Source organism: Plesiocystis pacifica SIR-1 (assembly GCF_000170895.1).
Lineage (GTDB): Bacteria > Myxococcota_A > Polyangia > Nannocystales > Nannocystaceae > Plesiocystis > Plesiocystis pacifica.
On record NZ_ABCS01000139.1, the window covers coordinates 1 to 22,292 of the forward strand.

Below are 22,292 nucleotides of genomic sequence, written 5' to 3' on the forward strand. Positions count from 1 at the left end.
GCGGGTCGACCGCGAGGCCCAGCTGTGGCTCGCGTCCACGCTCAGCGCCGCGGACCGGGGCGCCCTCGCCGGCAGCGGTCCGGCGGCGGGGTGGGCCCGAGACACCCAGCAGATCACGGCCTCGATGCGCTTCGACGCGGGCATGCAGGGCAGCGCCACGTTCACGGCCCCCGACGCCGAGGCGCTCGTGCGCCTGCGCGAGCGGGTCGTCGCCGCCTTCTTGCGCGCGGCCGAGCGCCTCGACGACTACGGCATCGAGCACCGGCTGCGCGACAACACGCGGCTGGGCATCGTCGAGGACTTCGTCGCGGTCGAGTTCGAGATCTCGGCGCGAGAGCTGGCGGCGATCCGCGAGCGGGTCGCCGAGCGCGTCCGCGGCCGCGGCCCGCTGTGAGCGGGCACGCAGCGTGCGTCCAGGCCCGCGTCAGGGGTCGACGCAGTCGTAGACGCCGTCTTCGGAGTCCGGATCGTCGAGCTCACAGACGCGTCCGGCGGCGCTGCAGTCCTGGACGAAGACCCACTCGTTGTCCTGGGTGCAGCGATAGAGCACCTCGTCCTCGCACCGGTAGTTGCAGCTCTGGCCGAGGCACAAGTAGTCGCAGGAGGATCCCGCGAGCTCTTCACCGCTGCCTCGATCGTCGTCTGTGCACGCGGGGCCGAGGGCCGCGAGGGTGAGGGCGGTCAGGAAGGCGAGGGGGAGGGAGAGCCAGCGCATGGTTCGAGCTATGGAGGCCGCCCCGGGCTCAGGCCGGCGGGGTCTGGCGATCGTCGTCGGCCTGGGTGTCCTCGACCAGGCCGCTCGAGACCTCGGCGGCGACCTCGAGGGGCGGGTCCTGGGGCCCGAACAAAAGGCCCTTGAAGTCGCGCTCGATGAGCACGTAGACCGAGGGCACGATGAGCAGGACCAGGCCGGTGGAGATGCCCAGGCCGGCGGCGATGGAGATGGCCATGGGCGCGAGGATCTGGTCCTTGCCGCCCAGGCCGATGGCCAGGGGCCCGAGGCCAAAGCAGGTCGTGAGCGTGGTCGAGATGATCGGGCGCAGGCGCTCGAGGGCGCCGTCGAGGGCCGCGTCGAGGATGCGCGCGCCCTCAGCCCGCCGGGTGTTGATGAAGTCGACCATCACCAGGGAGTCGTTGACCACGATGCCGGCGAGGGCGACGACCCCGAACAGGGCGAAGAGCGAGAGGTCGTAGCCCATGCCGAACAGGCCCAGGACCGCGCCCATGACCCCGAAGGGCACGGCGCACAGGATGATGATCGGCTGGAGGTAGGACTTGAACTGCAGCGCGAGCACGATGTAGATGAGCCCGATCGCCAGCAAGAAGGCGCCCTTGAGGTCTTCGAGGCTCTCGTTGATCTCCTCGGCGTCGCCGCCGAACTGCAGCTCGAGGTTGGGGTAGGTGGGCGCGACGCGCTCGTCCCACCACTTTTGGGCGACCGAGGTGACCTCGAGGGCGGAGGTCACCTCGCTGTCGACCTCAGCGGTCACGCCGATGGCCCGCTGGCCGTCGCGGCGGCGGATCGAGCCGATCTCGCGGGTCCGCTCGAGCCGCGCGACCTGGTCCAGGCGGACGATCTGGCCGGCGCTGCTGGTGATGGTCAGGCTGCCGATGCCGGCGCGGTCGAGGCCCTGGGCGCCCTCGGTGCGCACGACGATCTCGACGCGCTGCTCGTCGATGGACACCTCCGTGGCGATCAGCCCGTCGATGGCCGCGCGCACGGCGTTGGCGATCTCGAGCTCGCTGAGGCCGTAGAGCGCGGCCATGTCCTGGTCCACGCGCACGGCGAAGGTCTCCTTGCCCGTGCCGCTGTCGTCGTCGACGTCGCTGACGCCCTTCATGGTGCGCAGGTAGGCCTTGAGGTCGCGGACGACGGTGTCGATCTCGGCGGCGTCGCGGCCCCGGACGCGGGCGGTCACGGCCGGACCGGCCGGAGGCCCAGCCATGGGCAAGATGATGGTGTAGCCGGACAGGTCGGGGTTGGTCGCCAGGTAGTCCTCGAGCTGTGCCTCCACCTCGGGCCAGCGGTCGACGACCTCTTCGTCGAGGGCGAACTCGAAGCGCACGATGCCGACGTTGGCCCCGGTGTCGAGCATCTGCGTGCGCGGGTCTCGGACCGATCCGATGCGCATCTTGCTGGCGCGCACGAGGTTTTGCTCGGACTCCTCGGGGGAGTCGAGGGCGTCGAGGATGAGCCGGCGGATGGTGTCGCCCTCGGCCTTGGTCTGGGTGCGGTTGACCCCCGCGGGCAGCTTGAAGACCACGGACAGCTCCGTGGGCTTGGCCGGCGCCGTGTACTGAAAGCGCATGTTCGTGGCCAGGGCGATGACGCCGAGGAAGCCGACGAAGGTCAGGAACACGGCGGTCTTGCGCCAGCGCAGGCACAGCTCGAGGATGGGCCGGTAGGTGGCCTTCATGCGCTCGACCAGGCGCGCGGTCCGTCCGCCCTCGGCGTCCTTGGACGCGTAGTGAGCCAGGTGCCCGGGGAGGATGAAGATGGCCTCGATGAGCGAGCCGATCAGGCAAAAGACCACGGTCAGCGGCAGGATCCGCATGACCCGGCCCATGGTCCCGCCGACCATGGTCAGGGGCAGGAAGGCCAGGCAGGTCGTGGTCACCGCGACGGTGACCGGCAGCAAGACCTCCTTGGCCCCGGCGATGGCTGCCTGGACCCGGGTCTTGCCCATCTCGAGGTGGCGCTGGGTATTTTCGATCACCACGATGGCGTCGTCGACGACGATGCCCGTGGCGATGAGCAGGCCGAAGGTCGAGATCACGTTGATGGTGATGTCGCCCTTGTCCATCAGGAAGGTCGCCATCAGGTAGGACACGGGCATGCCCCACAGCGCCAGCAGGGCCTGGCGAAAGCCGGCGACCACGGCGAGCACGAGGACGACGAGCAGGGCGCCGGAGGCCCCGTTGATGGCCACGGTCTGCAGGCGGTCGCGGATGACGATCGTGTAGTCCTCGGACACCACCAGGCGCGAGCCCGCGGGCATGCTGGCCTCGAGCGCGGGGAGCAGCTCCATGACGTCGGCGCGGATCTCGAGGGGGTCGGCCGAGCGCTCGCGCTTGACCACGAGCTGCACGGCCTCGACGCCGTTGACGTAGTAGCGGCTGTCGGGCTGCTCCTCGAGCTCGCGGATCTCGGCGACGTCGCCCAGGCGTATGGGGGAGCCCGGGCGCAGGGGGATGGCCGCGACGTCGGCGGCGGACTCGAGGCGCTTGTCGGTCTTGACGAACACCTCCTGGCCGTTGCGCTCGACGGTGCCGGCGGGGACGCTGGCCTTGGCGTTGCGGATCGCCTGGCTGACCTGGGCGGGCTGGATCTGCAGGCTGCGCAGCTTGGTCTCGTCGAGGGCGACGACGATGCGCGGCTCGGTCAGGCCGACGACGTCGACGCCCGCGACGCCCCAGACCCGCGCGAGCTGCTCTTGCAGGCGCTCGGCCTCGAGGCGCATGGAGCGGTCGCCGAGCATCGCGACGGTCAGCACCGGCAGGTCGAGCTTGACCTCGTTGACCTGCGGCGTCTCGGCGTCCTCGGGCAGGTCCTGGACGGCGTTGACGGCCTTCTCGACCTCGGATCGGGCGTCGCGCAGATCCGTGCCGGCGTTGAAGGTCACGGTCACCGAGCCCGCGCCCTCGTTGGCGATGGACTCGATGCGCTTGACGTCCGAGACGTTGTCGAGCTCCTCCTCGATGGGCCGCAGCAGCAGCTCCTCGACGTCGCTGGCCGTGGCCCCGACGTAGACGACCTGGACCATGACGGCGTCGAGGCTGACCTCGGGGAACTGCTCCCGGGGCAGCTTGAGGGCGCCGACGATGCCGGCGACGACGACCAGGAAGAACAGCAGGTTGACGAAGACCGAGTTGTCGACGCTGAGGCGGATGATTCGGTCGAAGATCTTCATCGTCGGTCAGCCTCGGGTGGTCTCGGGTTCGGCCTGGGCCGGGTCGTCGGCGCGGGGCACCGCGACGGCCACGTCGCCGTCGACGAGGGTGGCTGGGCCCGAGCTGACCACGCGATCGCCGATCTTCACGGGGCCCTCGATGGCCACGCCCTCGCCGACGTCCCGGTGCACCGTGATGTCGACGCGCTCGAGGCGTTCGCGGGCCTCCTCGCCGGCGCCCTCGGTGCTCGCGCGCAGCAGGTAGGCCTGCTTGCCCTCCCAGCGCACGGCGGTGGGCGGGACGGCGAGCACGGGCTTGCCGACGGTGCCGCGGACGGACACGGACACGGACTCGCCCGCGCGCAGCTCGCCCGAGCCGTTGGTCACGCGCAGCCGGGCCGTGAAGGTGTTGGTGCCGGCGTCGGCCTCTCGGGCGACCCACTCGACCTCGGCGGGCACGGCCGCGTCGCGGATCGTGACCTCGAAGCTCAGCTGCCCGCGGTCGTGGATCGCGACCTCGGTCTCGGACAAGGGCACGTCGATGGCCAGCTTGTCGAGCTCCGAGAGGGTCAGCATGGGCGAGCCCGGGGCCGCGTACTCGCCGAGCTCCACGCCGACGTTGGTGACCACGCCGGAGAAGGGCGCGAGGATGGCGTTGGCGCTCTTGCGGTCCTTGGACTGGAGGATCTGGCCGGCGGCCTGGCGGACCGAGGCCTTGGTCGTGGCGATCTCGGTCTCGAGGCGCTCGACCTCGCGGCGGGTGCCGGCCCCGGACGCGTAGAGCTCGCGGGCGTCGGCGAGCTGGCGCTCGAGGTCGTCGAGGCGCTCGCTGGCGCTGGTCTTCGACGCCTGGGCGCTCATCAGCGAGCCGCGGGCGTCGGCGTCGATGAGGCGCACGAGCAGGTCCCCGGCCTGGACGGTGTCCTGATCGTCGACGAGCAGCTCGGCCACCTGACCGCCGTAGCGCGGGGACAGCTGGGCGCGTCGCCAGGGGTCGAGGAGCACGAGGTGGCGGGAGTTTTGCTCGGGCACGAGCTCGCGGACCTCGGCGATGCGCACGCGGGCATCGCGGATCTCGACGCCCTCGGCCGCCCCGTCGTCGCAGGCGGCGAGGCCGAGGCCCGCAGCGATCGAGAGGGTCAGAGCCAGGAGCCCTCGACCACCGATGAGCGCCAAGGCCGCGCCGACAGGCCGGGTAAGTGGCCACTGTAGTTTCGTGTGCACGGCTGGTCCGTTTTATGCCGCGCCCATGGACCCGGCAAGGCGCCTCAGCGGGAAATCCCGTGGGATCGGCCGGGGAGGGAGGTGGTGCAGGCCGAGGCTCTCGAACAGGTGGAGAGCAGAATTTTCGGGCACGCCTCGCGGCTCGGCACCCGAAGCTGCGTAGCTTGCGCGCTTTGCCGCTTTGTGCTGGTGGCTCCGTGGTCGCTCGCCTGGGGCGCACCTTGGTCATGGGATCAAAGTTGGCTCTGGCCTAGACTCCATTCGTGGATGGACCCGCGGACGTCACCTGCCTCGACGAGGGCGGTGAAGACGACGTCGACGTCGTCGACGAGGACGTCGCGCCGACCTCCACCTGGCTCGAGCGCGGGGCCAGCATCGACCGCTACCGTGTCCTCGAGTGTCTGGGGGTCGGGGGGATGGGCGTCATCTACTCCGCGTGGGATCCCGACCTCGACCGCAAGCTGGCGATCAAGCTGGCGCGTCGGAGCCGGAGCACGCAAAAGGCGACGACCCGCGGGCGCGCCCGGCTGATCCGCGAGGCCCAGGCCCTCGCGCGCTTGCGTCACCCCAACGTCGTCGCGGTTCACGACGTCGGGATCCACGACGAGCGGGTGTTCGTGGCCATGGAGTACGTCGAGGGCGAGACCTTGACCCAGTGGCTCGCCCAGACCGCCGAGCGCGACTACGACCGGCTGATGTCGATCTTTTTGCAGGTCGGCCGCGGCCTCGCGGCGGCGCACCGGGCCGGGCTGGTCCACCGCGACGTCAAGCCCGACAACATCATGCTCGGCAAGGACCGGCGCGTGCTCGTGCTCGACTTTGGCATCGCCCGGGAGCTGACGCCGGGGGAGGACAGCCAGATCGACTTCGACGAGGACGACGACGAGGCCCTCGAGGCCCTCGCCCTGGCGCAGGCTCAGAGTGAGTTCGGCGACGCGACGGACGTCGACGAGTTCGAGCTCCCCAGCAGCTCGCGGGCGTCCTTGTCCGGGGTGTTCGCGGGCAACCTGACGCCCCTGGCCGACCTGACCCGGGCGGGCGCGGTGATCGGCACGCCGGCCTACATGGCGCCGGAGCAGCACCGCCGCAAGGTCGTGACCTCGCGCAGCGATCAGTTCGCCTTTTGCGTGGCGATGTGGGAGGCGCTCAACGGCGAGCGCCCCTTCGGCGGGGGCAACCGCGAGAAGCTGCTCGCGCGCATGCGCCTGGGCCAGTTCCGTCCCTTTCGACGCGCGGACGTGCCGCGGCGGGTGGTCATGGCGCTGCGCCGGGGGCTGTCGTGGAACCCCTCGGACCGCTTCCCGACCATGGAGAGCCTGCTCGAGGTGCTCAACCCGCGGCCGCGGGGGCGCCGGGTGCCCATGCGCCACGCGGCGCTGGCCGGCGCGGGCCTGTGCCTGGTGGGGGTGCTCGGGACGCTGGGCGCGGTCTACCTCGGCGCCCACGTGGCCGACCCGGCCCACCTCACCTGCGACCAGGCCGACGAGGCGATGGCGCGGACGTGGACGGGGGCGCGGCGGGCCGAGCTGGGCGAGGCGCTGCGCCCGACGCTGATCCACGACGACGTCGCCGGGCCGCTCGCGTGGGCGAACCTGCGGGACGCCCTCGAGGCCTGGAGTCGGCGCTGGCGGGACGCCCGACGGGGGCTGTGTTACGAGCGCGCGGCCGTCGAGGCGGGCGAGCTTCCGGGCGAAGGGGTCGAGTACGATCGCTGGGTCGCCTGCCTCGACCAGCAGCGCCGGGCCTTCGACCAGACCCTCGACCGGCTGATCCGCGACCCGGAGGCTCCCCCGGGTCCGTTCACCATCGTCGCGACCTTGCCCGACCCCGAAGACTGCGGCGCGCTGGCTCGATAGCCCAGTCTTTGCCTGGATGCGCCGAAGGCGTAGCATGGGCCTCCATGTCGCCGCGGTCCTGGTTTTGGGTGGTGTCCGTCCTGCTGCTCGGCACGATCGGGGCCCTGAGCGCGCTGTGGCCCGCGACGGCCCTGCTCTACATCCTGGTCGTCCCGCTCTTTGTCCTCGGCCTGTGGGACATGGCCCAGCGCAAGCACGCCATCCTGCGCAATTTCCCGGTCATCGGCCACGGGCGCTACCTGCTCGAGATGATCCGGCCGGAGATCAACCAGTACTTCGTCGAGTCGAACACCGACGGCATGCCCTTCGATCGCGAGCAGCGCTCGGTCGCCTACCAGCGCGCCAAGGGGGTCAACGACACCACGCCCTTCGGCACCCAGCTCGACGTCTACCGGCCGGGCTACGAGTGGCTCGAGCACTCCCTCAACGCCCGGGCGCCCCACGGCGACGCGCCCCGGGTGATGGTCGGGGAGGGGCGCTGCGCCAAGCCCTACGCCCTTTCGCTGCTCAACATCTCGGCCATGAGCTACGGCTCCTTGAGCCGCAACGCCGTCGAGGCCCTCAACCGCGGGGCCGCGGCCGGGGGCTTCGCCCACAACACCGGCGAGGGCGGCATCAGCCCTTACCACCGCGCCGGCGAGGGCGATCTCATCTGGCAGCTGGGCACGGGCTACTTCGGCTGCCGCGCCCCTGACGGGGGCTTCGACCCCGACGCCTTCCGCGAGGCCTCGGCCCTGCGCCAGGTCAAGATGATCGAGGTCAAGCTCAGCCAGGGCGCCAAGCCGGGCCACGGCGGCATCTTGCCCGCGGCCAAGCTGACCGCCGAGATCGCCAAGATCCGGGGGGTGCCCATGGGCCAGGACGTGCTCTCGCCCCCGGGCCACAAAGCCTTCGACACCCCCCGCGGGCTGCTCGAGTTCCTGACCGAGCTGCGCGAGCTCAGCGGGGGCAAGCCCGTCGGCTTCAAGCTGTGCGTGGGCCGGCGCGAGGAGTTCCTCGGCATCGTCAAGGCGATGCTCGAGACCGGCCTGCGCCCGGACTTCATCGTCGTCGACGGGGCCGAGGGCGGCACCGGTGCGGCGCCGCTGGAGTTCTCCAACCACATCGGCATGCCGCTGACCGAGGCCCTCGTGTTCGTGCACAGCGCCCTGCGCGGGGCGGGGCTGCGCGAGGAGATTCGAGTGCTGTGCGCGGGCAAGATCGCCAGCGGCTTCGACATGGCGCGGGTGATCGCGATTGGAGCCGACGCCTGCTACAGCGCCCGGGCGATGATGTTCGCCCTCGGCTGCATCCAGGCCCGGCGCTGCAACCACAACGACTGCCCCGCCGGCGTGGCCACGCAAAAGCCCGGCCTGGTCGTCGGCCTCGACGTCGAGGACAAGTCCGACCGGATCCACCGCTACCACCACCACACGGTCCACGCCTTCCTCGAGCTCCTGGGCGCCGCGGGCTTCGACAGCCCCGACCAGCTCCTGCCCCGGCACGTCCGCCGCCGCGTCGACCTGCACACCAACAAGCACTACGGCGAGCTGTTCGACTACCTCGACGAGGGGGCGCTGCTCGGCGAGGCCGTCGAGTCGCTGCCGCCGAGCTGGGCCGAGCTGTGGGGCCGGGCTTCGGCGGATGTGTTTGCAGGGAAAGACTGAGCCTAGCAAGCTCGGACGGCCTCGAGGCTCTCGGCCGCGAGCATGCACTCGACCAGGGCCTCGCTCGGGCGGGGCTCGGCGTCGCAGTCGGCCTCGATGGCCAGGCTCAGGCCGGGCGCGGCGACGCCCTCGGCCTGGGCGAGCTCGGCGATGTGCGCGGCGACGGCGTCGCAGCGCTTGGTCTGGGCCTGACAGCCGGGGCCCGCGAGGCCCAGGCCGAGCGAAGCCACGAGCGCACCCGCGAGCGCGCCAACCCCACACCGCCTGGACGCCCGCGGAGAGCTCGAGCGAGGGGGCGTGACACAGCTGTCTCCCGGCTTCATGGTCCGAGATGGTACCCAACGCCGAGGGTCCCGGCCATGGCCATCAGCGTCTTCGACATGTTCACCGTGGGCATCGGCCCGTCGAGTTCGCACACCGTCGGCCCGATGAAGGCCGCGCGGCGCTTCGTCCTCGGCCTCGAGCGCGAGGGCCTGCTGGGCCGCACGCACCGGGTCAAGGCCGAGCTGTTCGGCTCGCTCGGGCACACCGGCAAGGGCCACGGCAGCGACGTCGCCGTGTTCCTGGGCCTCGAGGGCGAGCGGCCCGAGAGCGTCGACGTCGACAGCGTCCCCGAGCGGGTCGCGGCCATCGCCGCGCAGAGCAAGCTGGTCCTGCGCCCCGAGGCCGGCGAGGAGCCCAGCGCCGAGGTGCGCTTCTCCGTCGCCAAGGACCTGGTCTTCCACCGCCGCCAGACCCTGCCCATGCACCCCAACGGCATGCGCTTTCGGGCCTGGGGCGCCGACGGCGAGCAGCTGCGCGAGCGCGTCTACTACTCGATCGGCGGCGGCTTCGTGGTCGACGATCAGCTCGCCGACGAGGACCGCATCGTCGCCGACGAGACCGCGCTGCCGCACCCCTTCGACAGCGGCGAGTCCCTGCTCGAGCGCTGCGAGGAGCGGGGCCTGAGCATCTCGACGTTGATGTTCGAGAACGAGTTGGTGTGGCGCTCGCCGGAGGCCATCCGCGCCGGGCTGCACACGCTGTGGGACACCATGCAGGCCTGCGTCGAGCGGGGCTGTCAGCGCGAGGGCATCCTGCCCGGGGGCCTCAAGGTCCGCCGCCGGGCCGCGTCGATGTACCGCAAGCTGCGCGCCGATCCCTCGGGGGAGGCGAGCGGCGATCCCCTGCGCGCCATGGACTGGGTCAACCTCTACGCCCTCGCGGTCAACGAGGAGAACGCCGCGGGCGGTCGCGTCGTCACCGCGCCGACCAACGGCGCCGCCGGGATCATCCCCGCCGTGCTCCACTACTACCGGCGCTTTTACGCGAGCGCCGATCAAGAGGGCGTCGATCGCTTCCTGCTCGCGGCCGGGGCGATCGGCATCATCTACAAGACCCGGGCGTCGATCTCCGGGGCCGAGGTGGGTTGTCAGGGCGAGGTCGGCGTCGCGTGTTCGATGGCGGCCGCCGGGCTGGTCGAGGCCCTCGGCGGCACGCCCCGCCAGGTCGAGTGCGCCGCCGAGATCGGCATGGAGCACAACCTGGGGCTCACCTGTGACCCAGTCGGCGGCCTCGTGCAGGTCCCGTGCATCGAGCGCAACGCGATGGGCGCGGTCAAGGCGATCAACGCGGCGCGCCTGGCATTGCGTGGGGACGGCAACCAAAAAGTCTCTCTCGACAAGGTCATCGAGACCATGCGCCAGACCGGCGCCGACATGAAGACCAAGTACAAGGAGACCGCCCGCGGCGGCCTCGCGGTCAACATCATCGAGTGTTGAGTCGCGGACGTGGGGCAGGGAGGGCGTGGCGTCGTTCGCGACGGCTAAAGTGGACAGGGACTGTGAAAAGTTCACAGTCCCTGAGTCGCGGACGTGGGGCAGGGAGGGCGTGGCGTCGTCCGCGACGGCTAAAGTGGACAGGGACTGTGAAAAGTTCACAGTCCCTGAGTCGCGGACGTGGGGCAGGGAGGGCGTGGCGTCGTTCGCGACGGCTAAGTCGAAGGGGCTGTGAATTCATTCACAGCCCTGAGAGGGAGGGCTCCCCTGGTATGCTGGGCATCGGCCACCGCCCTCACCTCGCTACCGATGACGACGTCCCCCTCGATCAACAACAGCTGGAGCCGCGTCGCGCTTCGCCGGATCCGCAGCTTTCCGCCCGCAGAGCGCAAGGCTGTCCTCGACGCCATCCCCGAGGATACGCGCGGCACGATCGCGGGGGCCAAGCGCAGCGACTACCTCCCGGCGACCCACGCCGTGGCGGTCTGCGAGGGGCTCATCGGCGTGATCGGGACGGAGCGCGCCGTCGAGTTTTGGGAGACGGTGGTCGGGGACAGCTACGCGGGCGGCCTGCTCGAGCCGCTGATCACCAAGATGCGCCGGGACGAGCTCGACTTTGGCCTCATCGGCCTGGCCGCCGACGCCTGGGCCCTGAGCACCCGCGACTGCGGCAAGGTCGGCCTGGCCCAGAGCCGCGACGGCAAGGTCCGCCTCGAGGCGCAGGGTCTCCCGGACTACGTCCGCGACAGCGCCGGCATTCAGGCGATGTTCGCCGGGACCTTGCGGGCCATGCTGGCCTTTTCGAAGCTGCGCGCGAGCATCGAGGTCAGCACGGACAACGCCGACGGCAGCATCGCCTTCGAGCTGAAGCTGCGCGCGCCGAGCTGACAGGTGGGGCTCAGCTGCCCTTGGGCTCGAGGCGGGTGTCTCGAGAGACGGAGCAGCATGGTGACCAGGTCGATGGACCGCGCCCGCTGGCTCCGGCGCTCGTCAGGGGCGAACTGGTCGTCGGTATCGGTCGGCGCCCGACGAGCGTCGAGCTTGGCTAGTTCTCGGTCGCTACGAACAGCATGTTGGCCATGGAGTAGGTGGTGTGCTCGCACCAGCCCTCGTCCCCGGGCTCGCGCACCCACAGCTCCTTGGCCCACACGTCGAGGCCCGCGACGCTGCCGCTGTGGCCGTCGAAGAGCTGGAGGGTCTCTCCCTCGCTGCTGATCTGGGCGGCTCGGCGACGGCGAGGACCGCAGTAGTCGAGGGGCTGCTCGGGGCACAGGTCGTCGACGAAGGCCACCTCGACGGGGAGCTCGAACCACTCGTTGTCGTGGCGGTGGGTGAGCAGGTGCGCGCCGTCGCGGTGGAGCTGCAGGGCAACCTTCGCGCCGGTGTCACAGCCGAAGCAGCCAGAGGCGCCGACTTGGAGCTCGAGGCTTTCGCCGACCGCGAGGGGCGGATCGAGGGTGAAGGCCGGGCTGGCGTCGAGGTCGAGCTCGACGAGCTCGTCCTCGGGGCAGTCGAGGGTCACGTGCAGGCCGGCCCCGCCCGCGGTCGAGGCGACGGTGCAGGTCCACTCGACGCTGATGGAGCCGGCGTCCAACCCCTCGCTGAGGGTGTTGTTCTGGACGGTGTAGCTCCAGCTGAAGCTGGCGCCCTCGGAGGCCTCGCACTCGGGGAACTCGCCGCCTCCCTCGTCCGAGGGGCCGTCGGCGCCGCCCCAGGTGGTCTCGCCCTCGGGGCCGGACTCGGACTCCGATTCGGACTCTCCACCGGACTCGGACTCGGACTCTCCACCGGACTCGGACTCGGACTCGGACTCGTCGTTGGCGGTGTCCGAGGCGCCAGTCTCGTCCGAGTCGCCGAGGCCCTCGTCGTCCGCGTCGGGCGGGACGCAGGCGAGGGCGCCGAGGAAGGTGAGTCCGAGGGTGAGAGCGGCGAGGTCTCTGGTTTGCATCCCTCGGGGTGTGCCACGAGCGGGGCGGGTCGATCACTGCGCGCAGCGAAAACCGATCCCGTAGTCGCTCACGCTGACGTCGCCCCAGGTCCGCCGCGCCGCGCGGAGGTTGATGTCGCGGTCGCTGAACATCCCGCCGCGGATCGCCCGCTTGGGCTGGCGCGCCCGGCCCTCTTCGCGGTCGAACACCCACTCGCGCACGTTGCCGGCCATGTCGAGGACGCCGTAGGGGCTCGCGCCCTCGGGGTAGCTGCCCACGGGCTGCGTCGTCCGCAGGCCGCAGCCTTCGTAGTTGGCGTGCTCGCAGGTCGGGGTGGTGTCGCCCCAGGGGAACAGCCCGCCGGCCTCGCCGCGGGCGGCCTTCTCCCACTCGGCCTCGGTGGGTAGGCGCTTGTCCATCCACGCGCAGTACTGGCCGGCCTGCTTCCAGGTCACGTTGACCACGGGGTGGGTGCAGTTCTCCCGGGGCTTGAAGTGGCCCGAGGGCGCGGTGCAGGCTCCGCCCTCGATGCAGCGCTCGTAGGCGGCCTGGGTGACCTCCATGCGATCGATGGCGAAGCTCGGGAGATCGACGACGACCTTCTCGCGCTCGGCCTTGCCGCACTCGTAGCTGTTGCGAGAGTCGCAGCCCATGACGAACTCGCCCTCGGGGATCTGGATCATGTCGCCGTAGACGGCGAAGTCGGGGCAGGCCTCGGGCTCGGCCTCTTGGGGCGCGAAGGTGTGCGGGTCCGAGTTGCCCCACACGCCCTCGTCGGCGTAGTTGGTGGTGTTGCGATCCCAGGGGCAGCCGGGGGCCTCGGGGTCCTCGGCGCAGGCGAGGTCTTGGGTGCCGTCGTCCTCGTCGCCGCCCTCACCCTCGGCCGCTTCGCCGTCGCCACCTTCGAGGCCGACGTGGAGCCCCAGAGAAGACCCACGCGACGCCGTGGGATCTTCACTCCCGGGTGCCACGCTCGTTTTGTCAGGCTGTGCTTGGCACGCCGTGAGCGCGAGCGCGGCCGCGGCGAGCGCGAAGGTATTCGCGCGCAGTTGCGCGAAGAGCCCACGGCGTCGCGTGCCGTGGGCTCCGTGGTCGAGTTCGGGCATCGCGGTCGTTGAAATACCCATGTCGAGAATGTAGCAGCGTCGCGTCTCGGCCATGGAGATGACAACGAGGCTGCGGACCCTGCGGTCTTTGCCGATGATGTCGTTTTTGCTCCCACAGGTACGCAGGGGGGCTGCCCACAACCGGAATGTGACTTGCGTGTCCCCACTGCGAGCAATAGGGTCGCGGCGAACCCGGCCCGGGCCTGTTGTGAGTGATTCGAGTCAGCGTGAGCGTGGCGGAGCTGCTGCCCTAGCGGTGGTGCACGACGTGGCCCGACCGCCGGTATCGCTCGGCCGTCATCGCCTGCTGTTCGCCATCGGCCACGGCGGAATGTCCGACGTCTACCTCGCGTTGGTGAACAGCGCGGCGGGGGTCAACAAGCTCCTGGTCGTCAAGAAGCTCCGGGCCTCGCTCCTCGACGAGCCCGAGGCGCTGTCGATGTTCATGGACGAGGCCCGCCTCGCCGCGCGCTTGCACCACCCGAACGTGGTCCAGACCTTCGAGGTCGGGCGCGAGGGGCCGATCCCCTACCTGACGATGGAGTTCCTCGACGGGCAGCCGCTGCACCGGGTCCTCCGCCGCCTCGGGGTCGGGGAGCGCACCGACCCGGCCCTCGCCAGCGTCTCGGAGCCGCCCGACCCGCTGACCCTGGGCATGCGCTTGCGGGTCATCACCGAGATGCTCGAGGGGCTGCACTACGCCCACGAGCTGCGCGACTACGACGGCACGCCGATGCAGGTCGTCCACCGCGACGTCTCGCCGCAGAATTTGTTCATCACCTACGACGGGCAGATCAAGCTCGTCGACTTTGGCATCGCCAAGGCGGCCGACTCGGTCACCCACACCCAGGGTGGGGGGCTCAAGGGCAAGCTGGCCTACATGTCCCCGCAGCAGGCGGAGGGCCAGGCCGTCGATCGCCGGGCCGACGTGTTCGCGGCGGGGGTGATGCTGTGGGAGATGCTCAGCGGGCGGCGGCTGTGGGCGGGCAGGGGGCAGGTGCCCATCGCCCGTCGCCTCGTCGACCACGACCTCCCAAACCTGGACGTCGAGGGGGTGCCCCGGGCGCTCATCGAGATCTGCGCCAAGGCCATGGCGCCCGCCGTGCACGAGCGCTACGCGACGGCCGAGCAGTTCCAGCTCGAGCTCGAGGCCTTCATGGACGAGACCGGGCTGGACGCGAGCATCCGCTCGATCGGCAAGCGCGTCGCCCAGGCCTTCGCCGCCGAGCGTCGAGGGATGCGCCACAACATCGACAGCGAGCTGCTGCGCCTGGTCGGCGACGGCGAGGCCTCGGTGTCGCCGGTGCAGCTGTGGCACGAGCCCTACCGCGGCGAGCAGACCGAGCGCACCCTCGGCTCCAACGAGGTCGAGCCTGCGGATCCGGACGAGGAGACGGCGAACATCGGGCCGGCGGAGCACGTCGAGATGCTCGCGCTCCCGAAGCCGGGGCGCCGCTTTGACCCGGAGCCCGATGCGGGCTCGTCGATGGGCGGCACCTTCGGGACCCTGGACGAGGACCGCTCCGGGGACGGCACCTACACCGGCACGAACCCAGGCCTGGCCGCGGAGCTCGTGGCCAAGGGGCAGCGCCGGATGATCGTCGCCGTCGTCGCCACGGGCCTGCTCGCCTCGGGGCTCTCGGTGCTCGGCTCGCGCCTGGGACCTGCCGTCGAGGAGGGGGGCGAAGAGGGCGACGAGGAGGCGCAGACCGAGCGCGTCGACGAACGCAAACACGCCGCGCGGGAAGTTCAGGACGTCGGCGCGCCGCCCGAGGCCGCGCTGCTCGGCGCGGGCGACTGCGACCGCGACGACAAGCCGGTGGTCGAGCTCAGCGGCGAGATCGACGAGGACGCCACCTTGCGCTGCGACCGGGACTACCTGCTGCGCTTCCACACCCGGGTCGCCAGCGGGGCGACGCTGACCATCGAGCCCGGCACGATCATCCGCGGCGACCGGGACACCAAGGGCACGCTGATCGTCGAGCCCGGGGCGCGGCTGATCGCGCGCGGGACCCAGGACGCGCCGATCGTGTTCACCAGCAGCCAGCCGCTGGGCGCCCGGGCGCCCGGGGACTGGGGCGGCGTGGTGCTCCTGGGCAACGCGCCGATCAACCTGCGCGACGCTCGGGGCGAGGCCATCCGCGGCCGCGTCGAGGGCCTGACCGTGGGCGGGAGCTACGGCGGCGACGACATCGACGACGACAGCGGCGAGCTCCGCTACGTCCGCATCGAGTACCCCGGGGTCGAGCTGGCGCCCTCCAACGAGCTCAACGGCCTGACCCTGGCCGGCGTCGGCCGGGGCACGATCCTCGACCACGTCCAGGTCCGCGCGACCACCGACGACTGCTTCGAGTTCTTCGGCGGGACCGTCGACGGGCGCTACCTGGTGTGCGACGAGCCCGGCGACGACGGCTTCGACTTCGACTACGGCTACCAGGGTCGGCTGCAGCACCTCGTGGTCCGAGACGCGCGCCCCAAGGCCGCGGGCAGCCACGCCTTCGAGGTCGACAACGATCCAAACGGGACGAGCGCCGAGCCGCGCACGCGCCCGGAGCTGTGGAACGCGACGCTGTGCGGGGCGAGCTCGACCAAGCCCAAGCCGAGCCGGGCGATCCTGGTTCGGCGCGCGGCGACGCCGGTGTTCCACGCTCTGGTCGTCGGCGGCTTCGATCGGGTCATCGAGGTCCGCGACGAACACACCCGCGTCGAGCTCGAGGGCCTGGCGCTGCTCGGCGCCACCTCGAGCACGGGCGCGGCTCCGACCGAGCCCAGCGAGGGCTTCGACGAGCTGGCCTGGCTCGCGGCCCCCGAGCGCGGCGTGGTCCGCAACCCCAGCGGCGCGCCAGACTGCGCCACCTTTGGGGCAGGCGCGACGATGGTCCCCGCCGCGCCCCTGGCCCTGGCGACCAGCGCGACCTCGCCGGCCGAGGCCGGGTCCTTCTTCGAGGCCGAGAGCGCCTGGCTGGGGGCTTTTGGTAGCGAAGACTGGACGGCGGGCTGGGTCGTCTGGGGCAAGTAGGGGCGAGCAGGGACCTCGGGCTAGGTCCACCGGCGCGCGTACCCCCGCGCGCCGAGTCGATCACGCCGGACATGTGAGCGGGCTCGCCGTGAAATGTCGCCCGCGAGCAATTGCCACGATAGGCTGAGGCACTCCCTTCGAGAGGCCCGCGCCTCCGCTCGACTCGACCTCGCCTCCCCCATGGCCGTGAACCCCGCAGCTCTCCTCCGCCCAGCCCGTCCGCTCCTCGCCCTGGGGGCCCTGCTCCCCTTGCTCACGGCCTGTCCTGGGCCGGATCCCGACGAGGAACCCGAGTGGGAGATCGGGCTGCGCACGGAGGTCAGCGAGGGCGCCTTCCTGAGCGCGTGGGGTCCGTCGAGCGACGAGATCTACGCCGTCGGCGGGCAGTTCGAGGCCGGCTACATGGCCCGCTTCGACGGGACCGAGTGGGCGACCGAGCCCGGCCCCGAGGGGCTCCCGCTCTACAACTGGGTCTACGGCACCGGCGACCTGCTGTGGATCGCCGCCAACGACGGCTGGACCGCGCGGCGCGGCGCCGACGGGACCTGGTCCACGGACAACCTCGGCATCGAGGACGACCTGTGGGGCATCTGGGGCAGCGGCGACGACGACGTGTGGACCGTCGGCGGCGACTTCCCCAACGGCGTGCCGACCCTGGCCCACTGGGACGGGAGCGCGTGGACCCTCCAGGAGCTGCCCGAGATCGACCGGGAGTTCGGCGCGCTGCTCAAGGTCTGGGGCACGGGCGCCGACGACGTGTTCAGCGTGGGCGACAACGGGGTCATCCTGCACTTCGACGGCTCGACTTGGGTCCAGCAGCCCTCGGGTGTCACCCGCGACCTGATCAGCTTGTGGGGCGCCGGCCCCGACGAGATCGTGTCCGTGGGCGGGCGCCAAAACGGCGTCATCGCCCGCTATGACGGCAGCACCTGGACCTCCGAGATCATCGGCGAGCTGCCCGGCATCAACGGCGTGTGGATGGCCGAGGACGGGACCGCGTTCGCGGCGGCCAACGACGGCATCGTCCTCGAGATCGAAGCCGGCACCTTGAACTGGGAAAAGCTCGACCAGAGCGCCTTCCCCGACGTCCTCCACGGCGCCTTTGGGCTCCCCGATGGAACGCGCGTGGCCGTGGGCGGCAGCCTGTTGTCGGGCGCGCCATGGACCGGGGTGATCGCGCAATATCTGCCCTGAACGGCCCGCCACCGGCGACTAAACTGCACCTGGGCCCTTCGACCTGATTTTGAAACGCCCGCGCGTTGAACTGACCTACCCCTTCGAAAGACTCCCACGAGGCTCGCCATGCATTCCGACCCCGACTCGACCGTCCGCTCCCTCCGCGGCCCCTCGTCGCTGGGCCTGGCCGTCAACCTGGCCGCGCTGACCCTGGCGCTGACCGGCTGCCCCGATCCCGACCCCGAGCCCGCGGTCCTCGCCGAGGGCATCTACGCGCCCCTGGGCGAGGTCATCCCCAGCGCCACCGAGGAGCAAAAGGCGACCTTCGAGCGCGGCCTCGAGGTGGCGGTCAAGCGCTTCGATCCAGACGAGGGCCTGGGGCCCAAGGTCAACGTCAGCTTCTGCACCAGCTGCCACGAGAAGCCGGTGTTCGGCGGCTCGGGCCCGCGCTACCGCGACTTCTACCTGACCGGCATCGAGCTCGAGGACGGCAGCTTCCTCGACCTCGAGCACGGCGGGGTGCTGACCTCCTACGGCTTCCACGGCGCGCCGCTGCGCCCGGGGGTCGAAGAGGGCGTCAACGTCAGCACCCACCGCAACGCGATCCCCTTCTTCGGCGTCGGCCTGCTCGCCGAGATCAACGAGGGCTCGATCCTCGCCAACGCCGACGAGGACGACGCCGACGGCGACGGGATCAGCGGGCGACCCAACTGGGACCGCGGCTTCGTCGGTCGCTTCGGCCGCAAGTCCCAGACCGTCAGCATCGAGGGCTTCATCCGCGGCCCGCTCAACAACCACCTCGGCATCACCAGCAACCCGCTGTCCCAGGAGCTCAAGGCCCAGCTGCCCGTGCCCTCGGCCAACCCCGACGCCGGAGAGGAGTCGCTCGAGGGCCCCGGGTTCCGCCAGGCGGCGGCGCCCGACGAGCCCCTCGTCGACGAGGACGGCATCCCCGATCCGGAGCTGAGCGAGGAGGACCTGTTCGACCTGGTGTCCTTCGCCATGCTCCTGGCCGCGCCCGAGGCCGAGCCCCTCGAGGGCAACGAGCTCGGCCTCGAGGGCCAGGGCCTGTTCGCCCAGATCGGCTGCGACGACTGCCACACCCCGACCCTCGAGGGCCCGCGCGGGCTCATCCCCGTGTACTCGGACCTGCTGCTCCACGACATGGGCGAGGAGCTGGCCGACGGCATCCAGGTCGGCGTGGCCACGGCCAGCGAGTTCCGCACCCAGCCGCTGTGGGGCATCGTCGCCGCCTCGCCCTACCTGCACGACGGCCGGGCCGACACCCTCGACGAAGCCATCCGCCTCCACGGCGGCGAGGGCTCCAAGTCCCGCGACGCCTACGAGGCCCTCGAGGACGGCGAGCGCGAGGCCGTGCTCGAGTTCCTCGCGACCCTCGGCGGGCGCGAGCAGGTCTCCGAGGGCTTGCTGCCCCCGGACGCGCCGGTCCCCGACGCGGGCGTCCCCGGCTCGCCGCTGCCCGAGATCGCCGCGGACAGCCAGCAGCTCGCCGACTGGGTCGCGGGCCGGGCCTTCTTCGACCGCAACATCCAGGTCGGCGAAGGCCTCGGGCCGATGTTCAACGGCGACGGCTGCCGGGCCTGCCACTTCGACGGTGGGGTCGGCGGCGCCGGTCCCCTGGGCGTCAACGTCATGCGCCACGGGATCATCGACGCCATGGACGAGTTCACGGCGCCGGACTACGGGACGATCATCCACAAGCTGACCGCGCCGGGGATCATGCGCCCCGAGCCCGACCCCGTGTACAACTTCTTCGAGTCCCGCCAGACCCCGCCGATCTTCGGCCTGGGGCTGATCGAGGGCATCGCCGAGGACGACATCCTGAGCCTCGCCGACCCCGAGGACCTCGACGGCGACGGCATCCGCGGTGTCGCCCACGTGCTGCCCGACGGCCGCCTGGGGCGCTTTGGCTGGAAGGCCCAGGTTCCCAGCCTGCGCGAGTTCTCCCGGGACGCGCTCGGGGCCGAGGTCGGCCTGACCGTGCCCGTGGAGGAGGGCTTCACCTTCGGCGCGACCGAGGACAGCGACGCCGTGGCCGACCCCGAGGTCGACAGCGAGACCATCGATCTGCTGACCGGCTTCATGGCGGGCCTCGACGCCCCCGCGCCGGCGGCCGAGCTGCCCGAGGGGGGCCTCACCGTGTTCGAGGACGTGGGCTGCGACGGCTGCCACGTCGTCGAGCTCCCCGGCGCCAACGGCCCCGTGCGGGCCTACAGCGACTTCCTGCTTCACGTGGTCGCCCCTGACGGCACCCTGGGCATCGTCGACGGCGCGGCCGAGCAGCTGATGTTCCGCACCGCGCCGCTGTGGGGTCTGCGCTGGAGCGCGCCCTACATGCACGACGGCGCGGCGCTGACCGTCGAGGCGGCGATCCTGGCTCACTTCGGTGAGGCCGACGCCGTGCGCACGGCCTACGAGGGGCTCAGCGACGGCGACAAGGCGCTGCTGCTCGACTTCCTGGCCGCGCTCTGAGGTCCGCCGTGGCGGGCCCGCGCCTCCTCCTCGCCGCCTTCGGGCTCGGTCTCGGGCTGGCCTCGGCCAGCGCCTGCGAGCCGCCCGGGAGCTGCGAAGAGGACCTTCGCGCTCAAGTCCTCGACGCGCAGGTGAGCGTCGACGCGGACGGCCAGGTCTTCGACGCCGAGCTGGCGACGACGCAGGTCGAGCGCGAGCGCGGCTGGAAGCACCGGGCCTGCGATCGCCGGGCGCTGTTGCTCCTCGCCGCCCCGGTCAGCGAGGGCGAGCCGAGCTTGGCGGTGTGGGGCTGCGGCCTGAGCGAGGCCGTCGACGCCCACTGGATCTTCGACGGAGAGGTCACCGCCGTCGAGATCATCGAACCCTGCGCCGAGCCTTGCGAGGGCTGCCCGAGCCTCGGGGCCGACTGGCCGGCCGACGCCGTGCTCGAGCTCGGCCCCGAGTTCGAAGGCGACGCGCCGCTGCCCGTGGGCGCGGCGATCAGCTGGCAGTGATCCGAGCGAGCACGGTCAGAGCTTCGAGAGGCCCTGCGCCAGCCCGAAGGCCCAACCCGCGAACGGGTGTAGCCCTCGTGCAGGGAGGGATGCCGTTCTCGCCCGGCCGCCGAGTCGGACCTTGGGTGGGGCTGCGCGTCGCGGTGGCGGCCCTGGAGAAAAGTGGTAGTCGAGGTTCATGGACATCGACCACGCGCACAGACTCCCCCTGGCCCTCGCCGCAAGCCTCGCCCCCCTGGTCTCGGGCTGTGTCAGCGAGGCGAGGGAGTTCGAAGGCGATAACCAGGAGCGGGCCATCGAGGTCGACGTGGTCGAGGACAACGACGCCTGCACGGTGACGCGGGGCGACCTCTACGGCAGCCACCGGGCCGTGCACGCCGACGTGCTGCTGAGCTGCCCGGACATCAAGCACATGCACAAGCCCCAGGTCGGGCTCGAGCCCGGCGCGCTGTGGGGTTCTTTCGGCGACGGCCAGGGCGCAGACTTTCGCGTCGCCCAGGACGGCGTGAACTTCAGCCTGGACTGGCTGTCGGATCTGCCAGGGACCGACTTCACCGGGCAAGCGCCCGACGGGCGGCTCTACCGCTACGCCAACAACTACTCGGGCTACATCTACAACGACGGCGACGCCTGGCTGCAGGCGCCCGTCGACCTGCCCAGCAACCTCAGCGCCTACTTTGGCTTCCACCTCCACCCCGACGGTGAGGGCGAGCTCCACGGCCAGTTCCACACCGGCCTGGCCAACGGCGACATTCAGTACGCGAGCCTCGAGGGCGGCGAGTGGTCGTGGGATGTCGCCGGCAAGTGGGGGGGCGTGAGCGGACCCTACGCGGGCACCGACGCCTGGGACCGGGACTTCACCATGCGCTTCGATCTGAGCTTCGGCGGCGAGGCGCTGTGGCTGCTCGACCTCGACGGCGACACGGAGGTGCCCGTCGGGGCCCCCGACGCCGACCCGGGCTTCCTCGCCAACCCGCCGCGCCCGGCCCTGGGCGGCGACGCCCCCATCGCGGTGCTGCGCCGCATCCCCGGCGACGCCCTGCACCTGCTCTCGGTCGTCGACGCCGACGACTGGAGCGAGAGCCCCGTCCCCGACACCCCCGAGGCGCCCGAGATGTGCGACGAGCTCTTCGCCCACGGCGTGCCCGCGTGCCCGCCTTGCGAGGTCCAGGGCGCGGGCGTCGAGTTCGACGCCTACGAGCTCGTGCGCACCAGCGGCGGCCAGCTGTGGGGCCTGTGGGTGAAGTCCGACTTCGACGTCGAGTACGTCTACGAGGTCAACCAGCTCAACGCTACCAAGTGGCAGTGCAAGGCCGACCTCGACGCCTCCTCGCCCTACGCGGACGCCACCTTGGTCCTCGCCGAGCTCGAGGCCGACGGCAGCGTGGCGCGGAGCCTCGAGCTCGATCTGGGCCAGGTGTGGGTCGACGACTCGGCCCGGCGCAAGATCAACGCGACCGCCTACGGCGAAGACATCGGCGTGATCGTCCAGGTCGACACGGCGGAGACGGGGACCGACGCTCGCGTCCTCCGCATCGACACCGAAGCGATCTGAGCGAAGGACCATCCGCTCATACGAATCGCTCAGCGGGCCGAACCAACGGGCTGTCGAGCGAATCGCTCAGCGAGCCGAACCAACGGGCTGTCGAGCGAATCGCTCAGCGAGCCGAACCAACGGGCTGTCGAGCGAATCGCTCAGCGAG

General features: G+C 71.2%; 16 protein-coding genes. 10 read left to right on the forward strand and 6 right to left on the reverse strand.

The window, feature by feature from the left end:
- On the forward strand, window positions 1–394 hold a 394-nt coding region (locus tag PPSIR1_RS37770; RefSeq protein ID WP_006976555.1), incomplete at its 5' end, for a hypothetical protein.
- 30 nt (window positions 395–424) lie between these two features.
- On the opposite strand, the gene PPSIR1_RS37775 is transcribed toward PPSIR1_RS37770, so the two are convergent.
- Genes PPSIR1_RS37775 through PPSIR1_RS37785 form a run of 3 tightly spaced genes read right to left on the reverse strand, consistent with a single transcriptional unit; the run spans window position 425 to window position 5,066 of the window.
- Complete coding sequence (locus PPSIR1_RS37775) at window positions 425–715, reverse strand: hypothetical protein (protein WP_006976556.1); 291 nt, start codon at window positions 713–715, stop codon at window positions 425–427.
- Window positions 716–743: 28 nt separating this feature from the next.
- Complete coding sequence (locus tag PPSIR1_RS37780) at window positions 744–3,911, reverse strand: efflux RND transporter permease subunit (RefSeq protein WP_006976557.1); 3,168 nt, start codon at window positions 3,909–3,911, stop codon at window positions 744–746.
- Window positions 3,912–3,917: 6 nt separating this feature from the next.
- Complete coding sequence (locus PPSIR1_RS37785) at window positions 3,918–5,066, reverse strand: efflux RND transporter periplasmic adaptor subunit (RefSeq protein WP_006976558.1); 1,149 nt, start codon at window positions 5,064–5,066, stop codon at window positions 3,918–3,920.
- A gap of 311 nt (window positions 5,067–5,377) precedes the next feature.
- On the opposite strand from PPSIR1_RS37785, the gene PPSIR1_RS37790 reads away from it, so the two are divergent.
- Entirely contained in the window at window positions 5,378–6,970 is a 1,593-nt protein-coding gene (locus PPSIR1_RS37790; RefSeq protein ID WP_006976559.1) for a serine/threonine-protein kinase, read from the forward strand.
- A gap of 44 nt (window positions 6,971–7,014) precedes the next feature.
- A complete protein-coding gene (locus PPSIR1_RS37795; protein ID WP_006976560.1) occupies window positions 7,015–8,616 on the forward strand; it encodes an FMN-binding glutamate synthase family protein in 1,602 nt (533 codons plus the stop codon).
- Window positions 8,617–8,618: 2 nt separating this feature from the next.
- On the opposite strand, the gene PPSIR1_RS37800 is transcribed toward PPSIR1_RS37795, so the two are convergent.
- Window positions 8,619–8,846, reverse strand: coding sequence for a hypothetical protein (locus PPSIR1_RS37800; RefSeq protein WP_006976561.1), 228 nt, complete (start codon window positions 8,844–8,846; stop codon window positions 8,619–8,621).
- Window positions 8,847–8,975: 129 nt separating this feature from the next.
- Here PPSIR1_RS37800 and PPSIR1_RS37805 point away from each other — a divergent pair, with 129 nt between their 5' ends.
- The gene (locus PPSIR1_RS37805; RefSeq protein ID WP_006976562.1) at window positions 8,976–10,376 is read left to right on the forward strand and encodes an L-serine ammonia-lyase; all 1,401 of its coding nucleotides are present in this window, start codon (window positions 8,976–8,978) and stop codon (window positions 10,374–10,376) included.
- Between the two features lie 306 nt (window positions 10,377–10,682).
- Complete coding sequence (locus PPSIR1_RS37815; protein WP_006976564.1) at window positions 10,683–11,261, forward strand: hypothetical protein; 579 nt, start codon at window positions 10,683–10,685, stop codon at window positions 11,259–11,261.
- Between the two features lie 157 nt (window positions 11,262–11,418).
- Here PPSIR1_RS37815 and PPSIR1_RS37820 read toward each other — a convergent pair whose 3' ends face one another.
- Window positions 11,419–12,321: a hypothetical protein gene (locus PPSIR1_RS37820; protein ID WP_006976565.1), complete on the reverse strand. Its 903-nt coding sequence runs from the start codon at window positions 12,319–12,321 to the stop codon at window positions 11,419–11,421.
- A 33-nt stretch (window positions 12,322–12,354) separates the two neighbouring features.
- Complete coding sequence (locus tag PPSIR1_RS45020) at window positions 12,355–13,272, reverse strand: formylglycine-generating enzyme family protein (protein WP_157596400.1); 918 nt, start codon at window positions 13,270–13,272, stop codon at window positions 12,355–12,357.
- 403 nt (window positions 13,273–13,675) lie between these two features.
- Here PPSIR1_RS45020 and PPSIR1_RS45025 point away from each other — a divergent pair, with 403 nt between their 5' ends.
- The 5 genes from PPSIR1_RS45025 (at window position 13,676) to PPSIR1_RS37855 (ending at window position 22,144) form a co-directional block, all read left to right on the forward strand.
- Window positions 13,676–16,426 carry a serine/threonine-protein kinase gene (locus PPSIR1_RS45025; RefSeq protein WP_198154705.1) on the forward strand — a complete coding sequence of 917 codons (2,751 nt, stop codon included), beginning with the start codon at window positions 13,676–13,678 and terminating at the stop codon, window positions 16,424–16,426.
- 186 nt (window positions 16,427–16,612) lie between these two features.
- Window positions 16,613–17,620 (forward strand): beta propeller repeat protein, encoded by a 1,008-nt coding sequence (locus tag PPSIR1_RS37840; protein ID WP_157596401.1) that lies wholly within the window; start codon window positions 16,613–16,615, stop codon window positions 17,618–17,620.
- A gap of 108 nt (window positions 17,621–17,728) precedes the next feature.
- A complete protein-coding gene (locus tag PPSIR1_RS37845; protein ID WP_006976569.1) occupies window positions 17,729–20,095 on the forward strand; it encodes a di-heme oxidoredictase family protein in 2,367 nt (788 codons plus the stop codon).
- 8 nt (window positions 20,096–20,103) lie between these two features.
- Window positions 20,104–20,589, forward strand: coding sequence for a DUF192 domain-containing protein (locus tag PPSIR1_RS37850; RefSeq protein WP_006976570.1), 486 nt, complete (start codon window positions 20,104–20,106; stop codon window positions 20,587–20,589).
- A gap of 178 nt (window positions 20,590–20,767) precedes the next feature.
- Window positions 20,768–22,144, forward strand: coding sequence for a hypothetical protein (locus PPSIR1_RS37855; RefSeq protein ID WP_006976571.1), 1,377 nt, complete (start codon window positions 20,768–20,770; stop codon window positions 22,142–22,144).
- The last annotated feature ends 148 nt before the right edge of the window (window positions 22,145–22,292 follow it).

Coding starts and splice junctions, on each gene's coding strand:
- PPSIR1_RS37855 (WP_006976571.1), top strand. CDS start 20,768: ATGGACATCGACCACGCGCACAGACTCCCCCTGGCCCTCGCCGCAAGC.
- PPSIR1_RS37815 (WP_006976564.1), top strand. CDS start 10,683: ATGACGACGTCCCCCTCGATCAACAACAGCTGGAGCCGCGTCGCGCTT.
- PPSIR1_RS37780 (WP_006976557.1), bottom strand. CDS start 3,911: ATGAAGATCTTCGACCGAATCATCCGCCTCAGCGTCGACAACTCGGTC.
- PPSIR1_RS37805 (WP_006976562.1), top strand. CDS start 8,976: ATGGCCATCAGCGTCTTCGACATGTTCACCGTGGGCATCGGCCCGTCG.
- PPSIR1_RS37795 (WP_006976560.1), top strand. CDS start 7,015: ATGTCGCCGCGGTCCTGGTTTTGGGTGGTGTCCGTCCTGCTGCTCGGC.
- PPSIR1_RS37820 (WP_006976565.1), bottom strand. CDS start 12,321: ATGCAAACCAGAGACCTCGCCGCTCTCACCCTCGGACTCACCTTCCTC.
- PPSIR1_RS37845 (WP_006976569.1), top strand. CDS start 17,729: ATGCATTCCGACCCCGACTCGACCGTCCGCTCCCTCCGCGGCCCCTCG.
- PPSIR1_RS37775 (WP_006976556.1), bottom strand. CDS start 715: ATGCGCTGGCTCTCCCTCCCCCTCGCCTTCCTGACCGCCCTCACCCTC.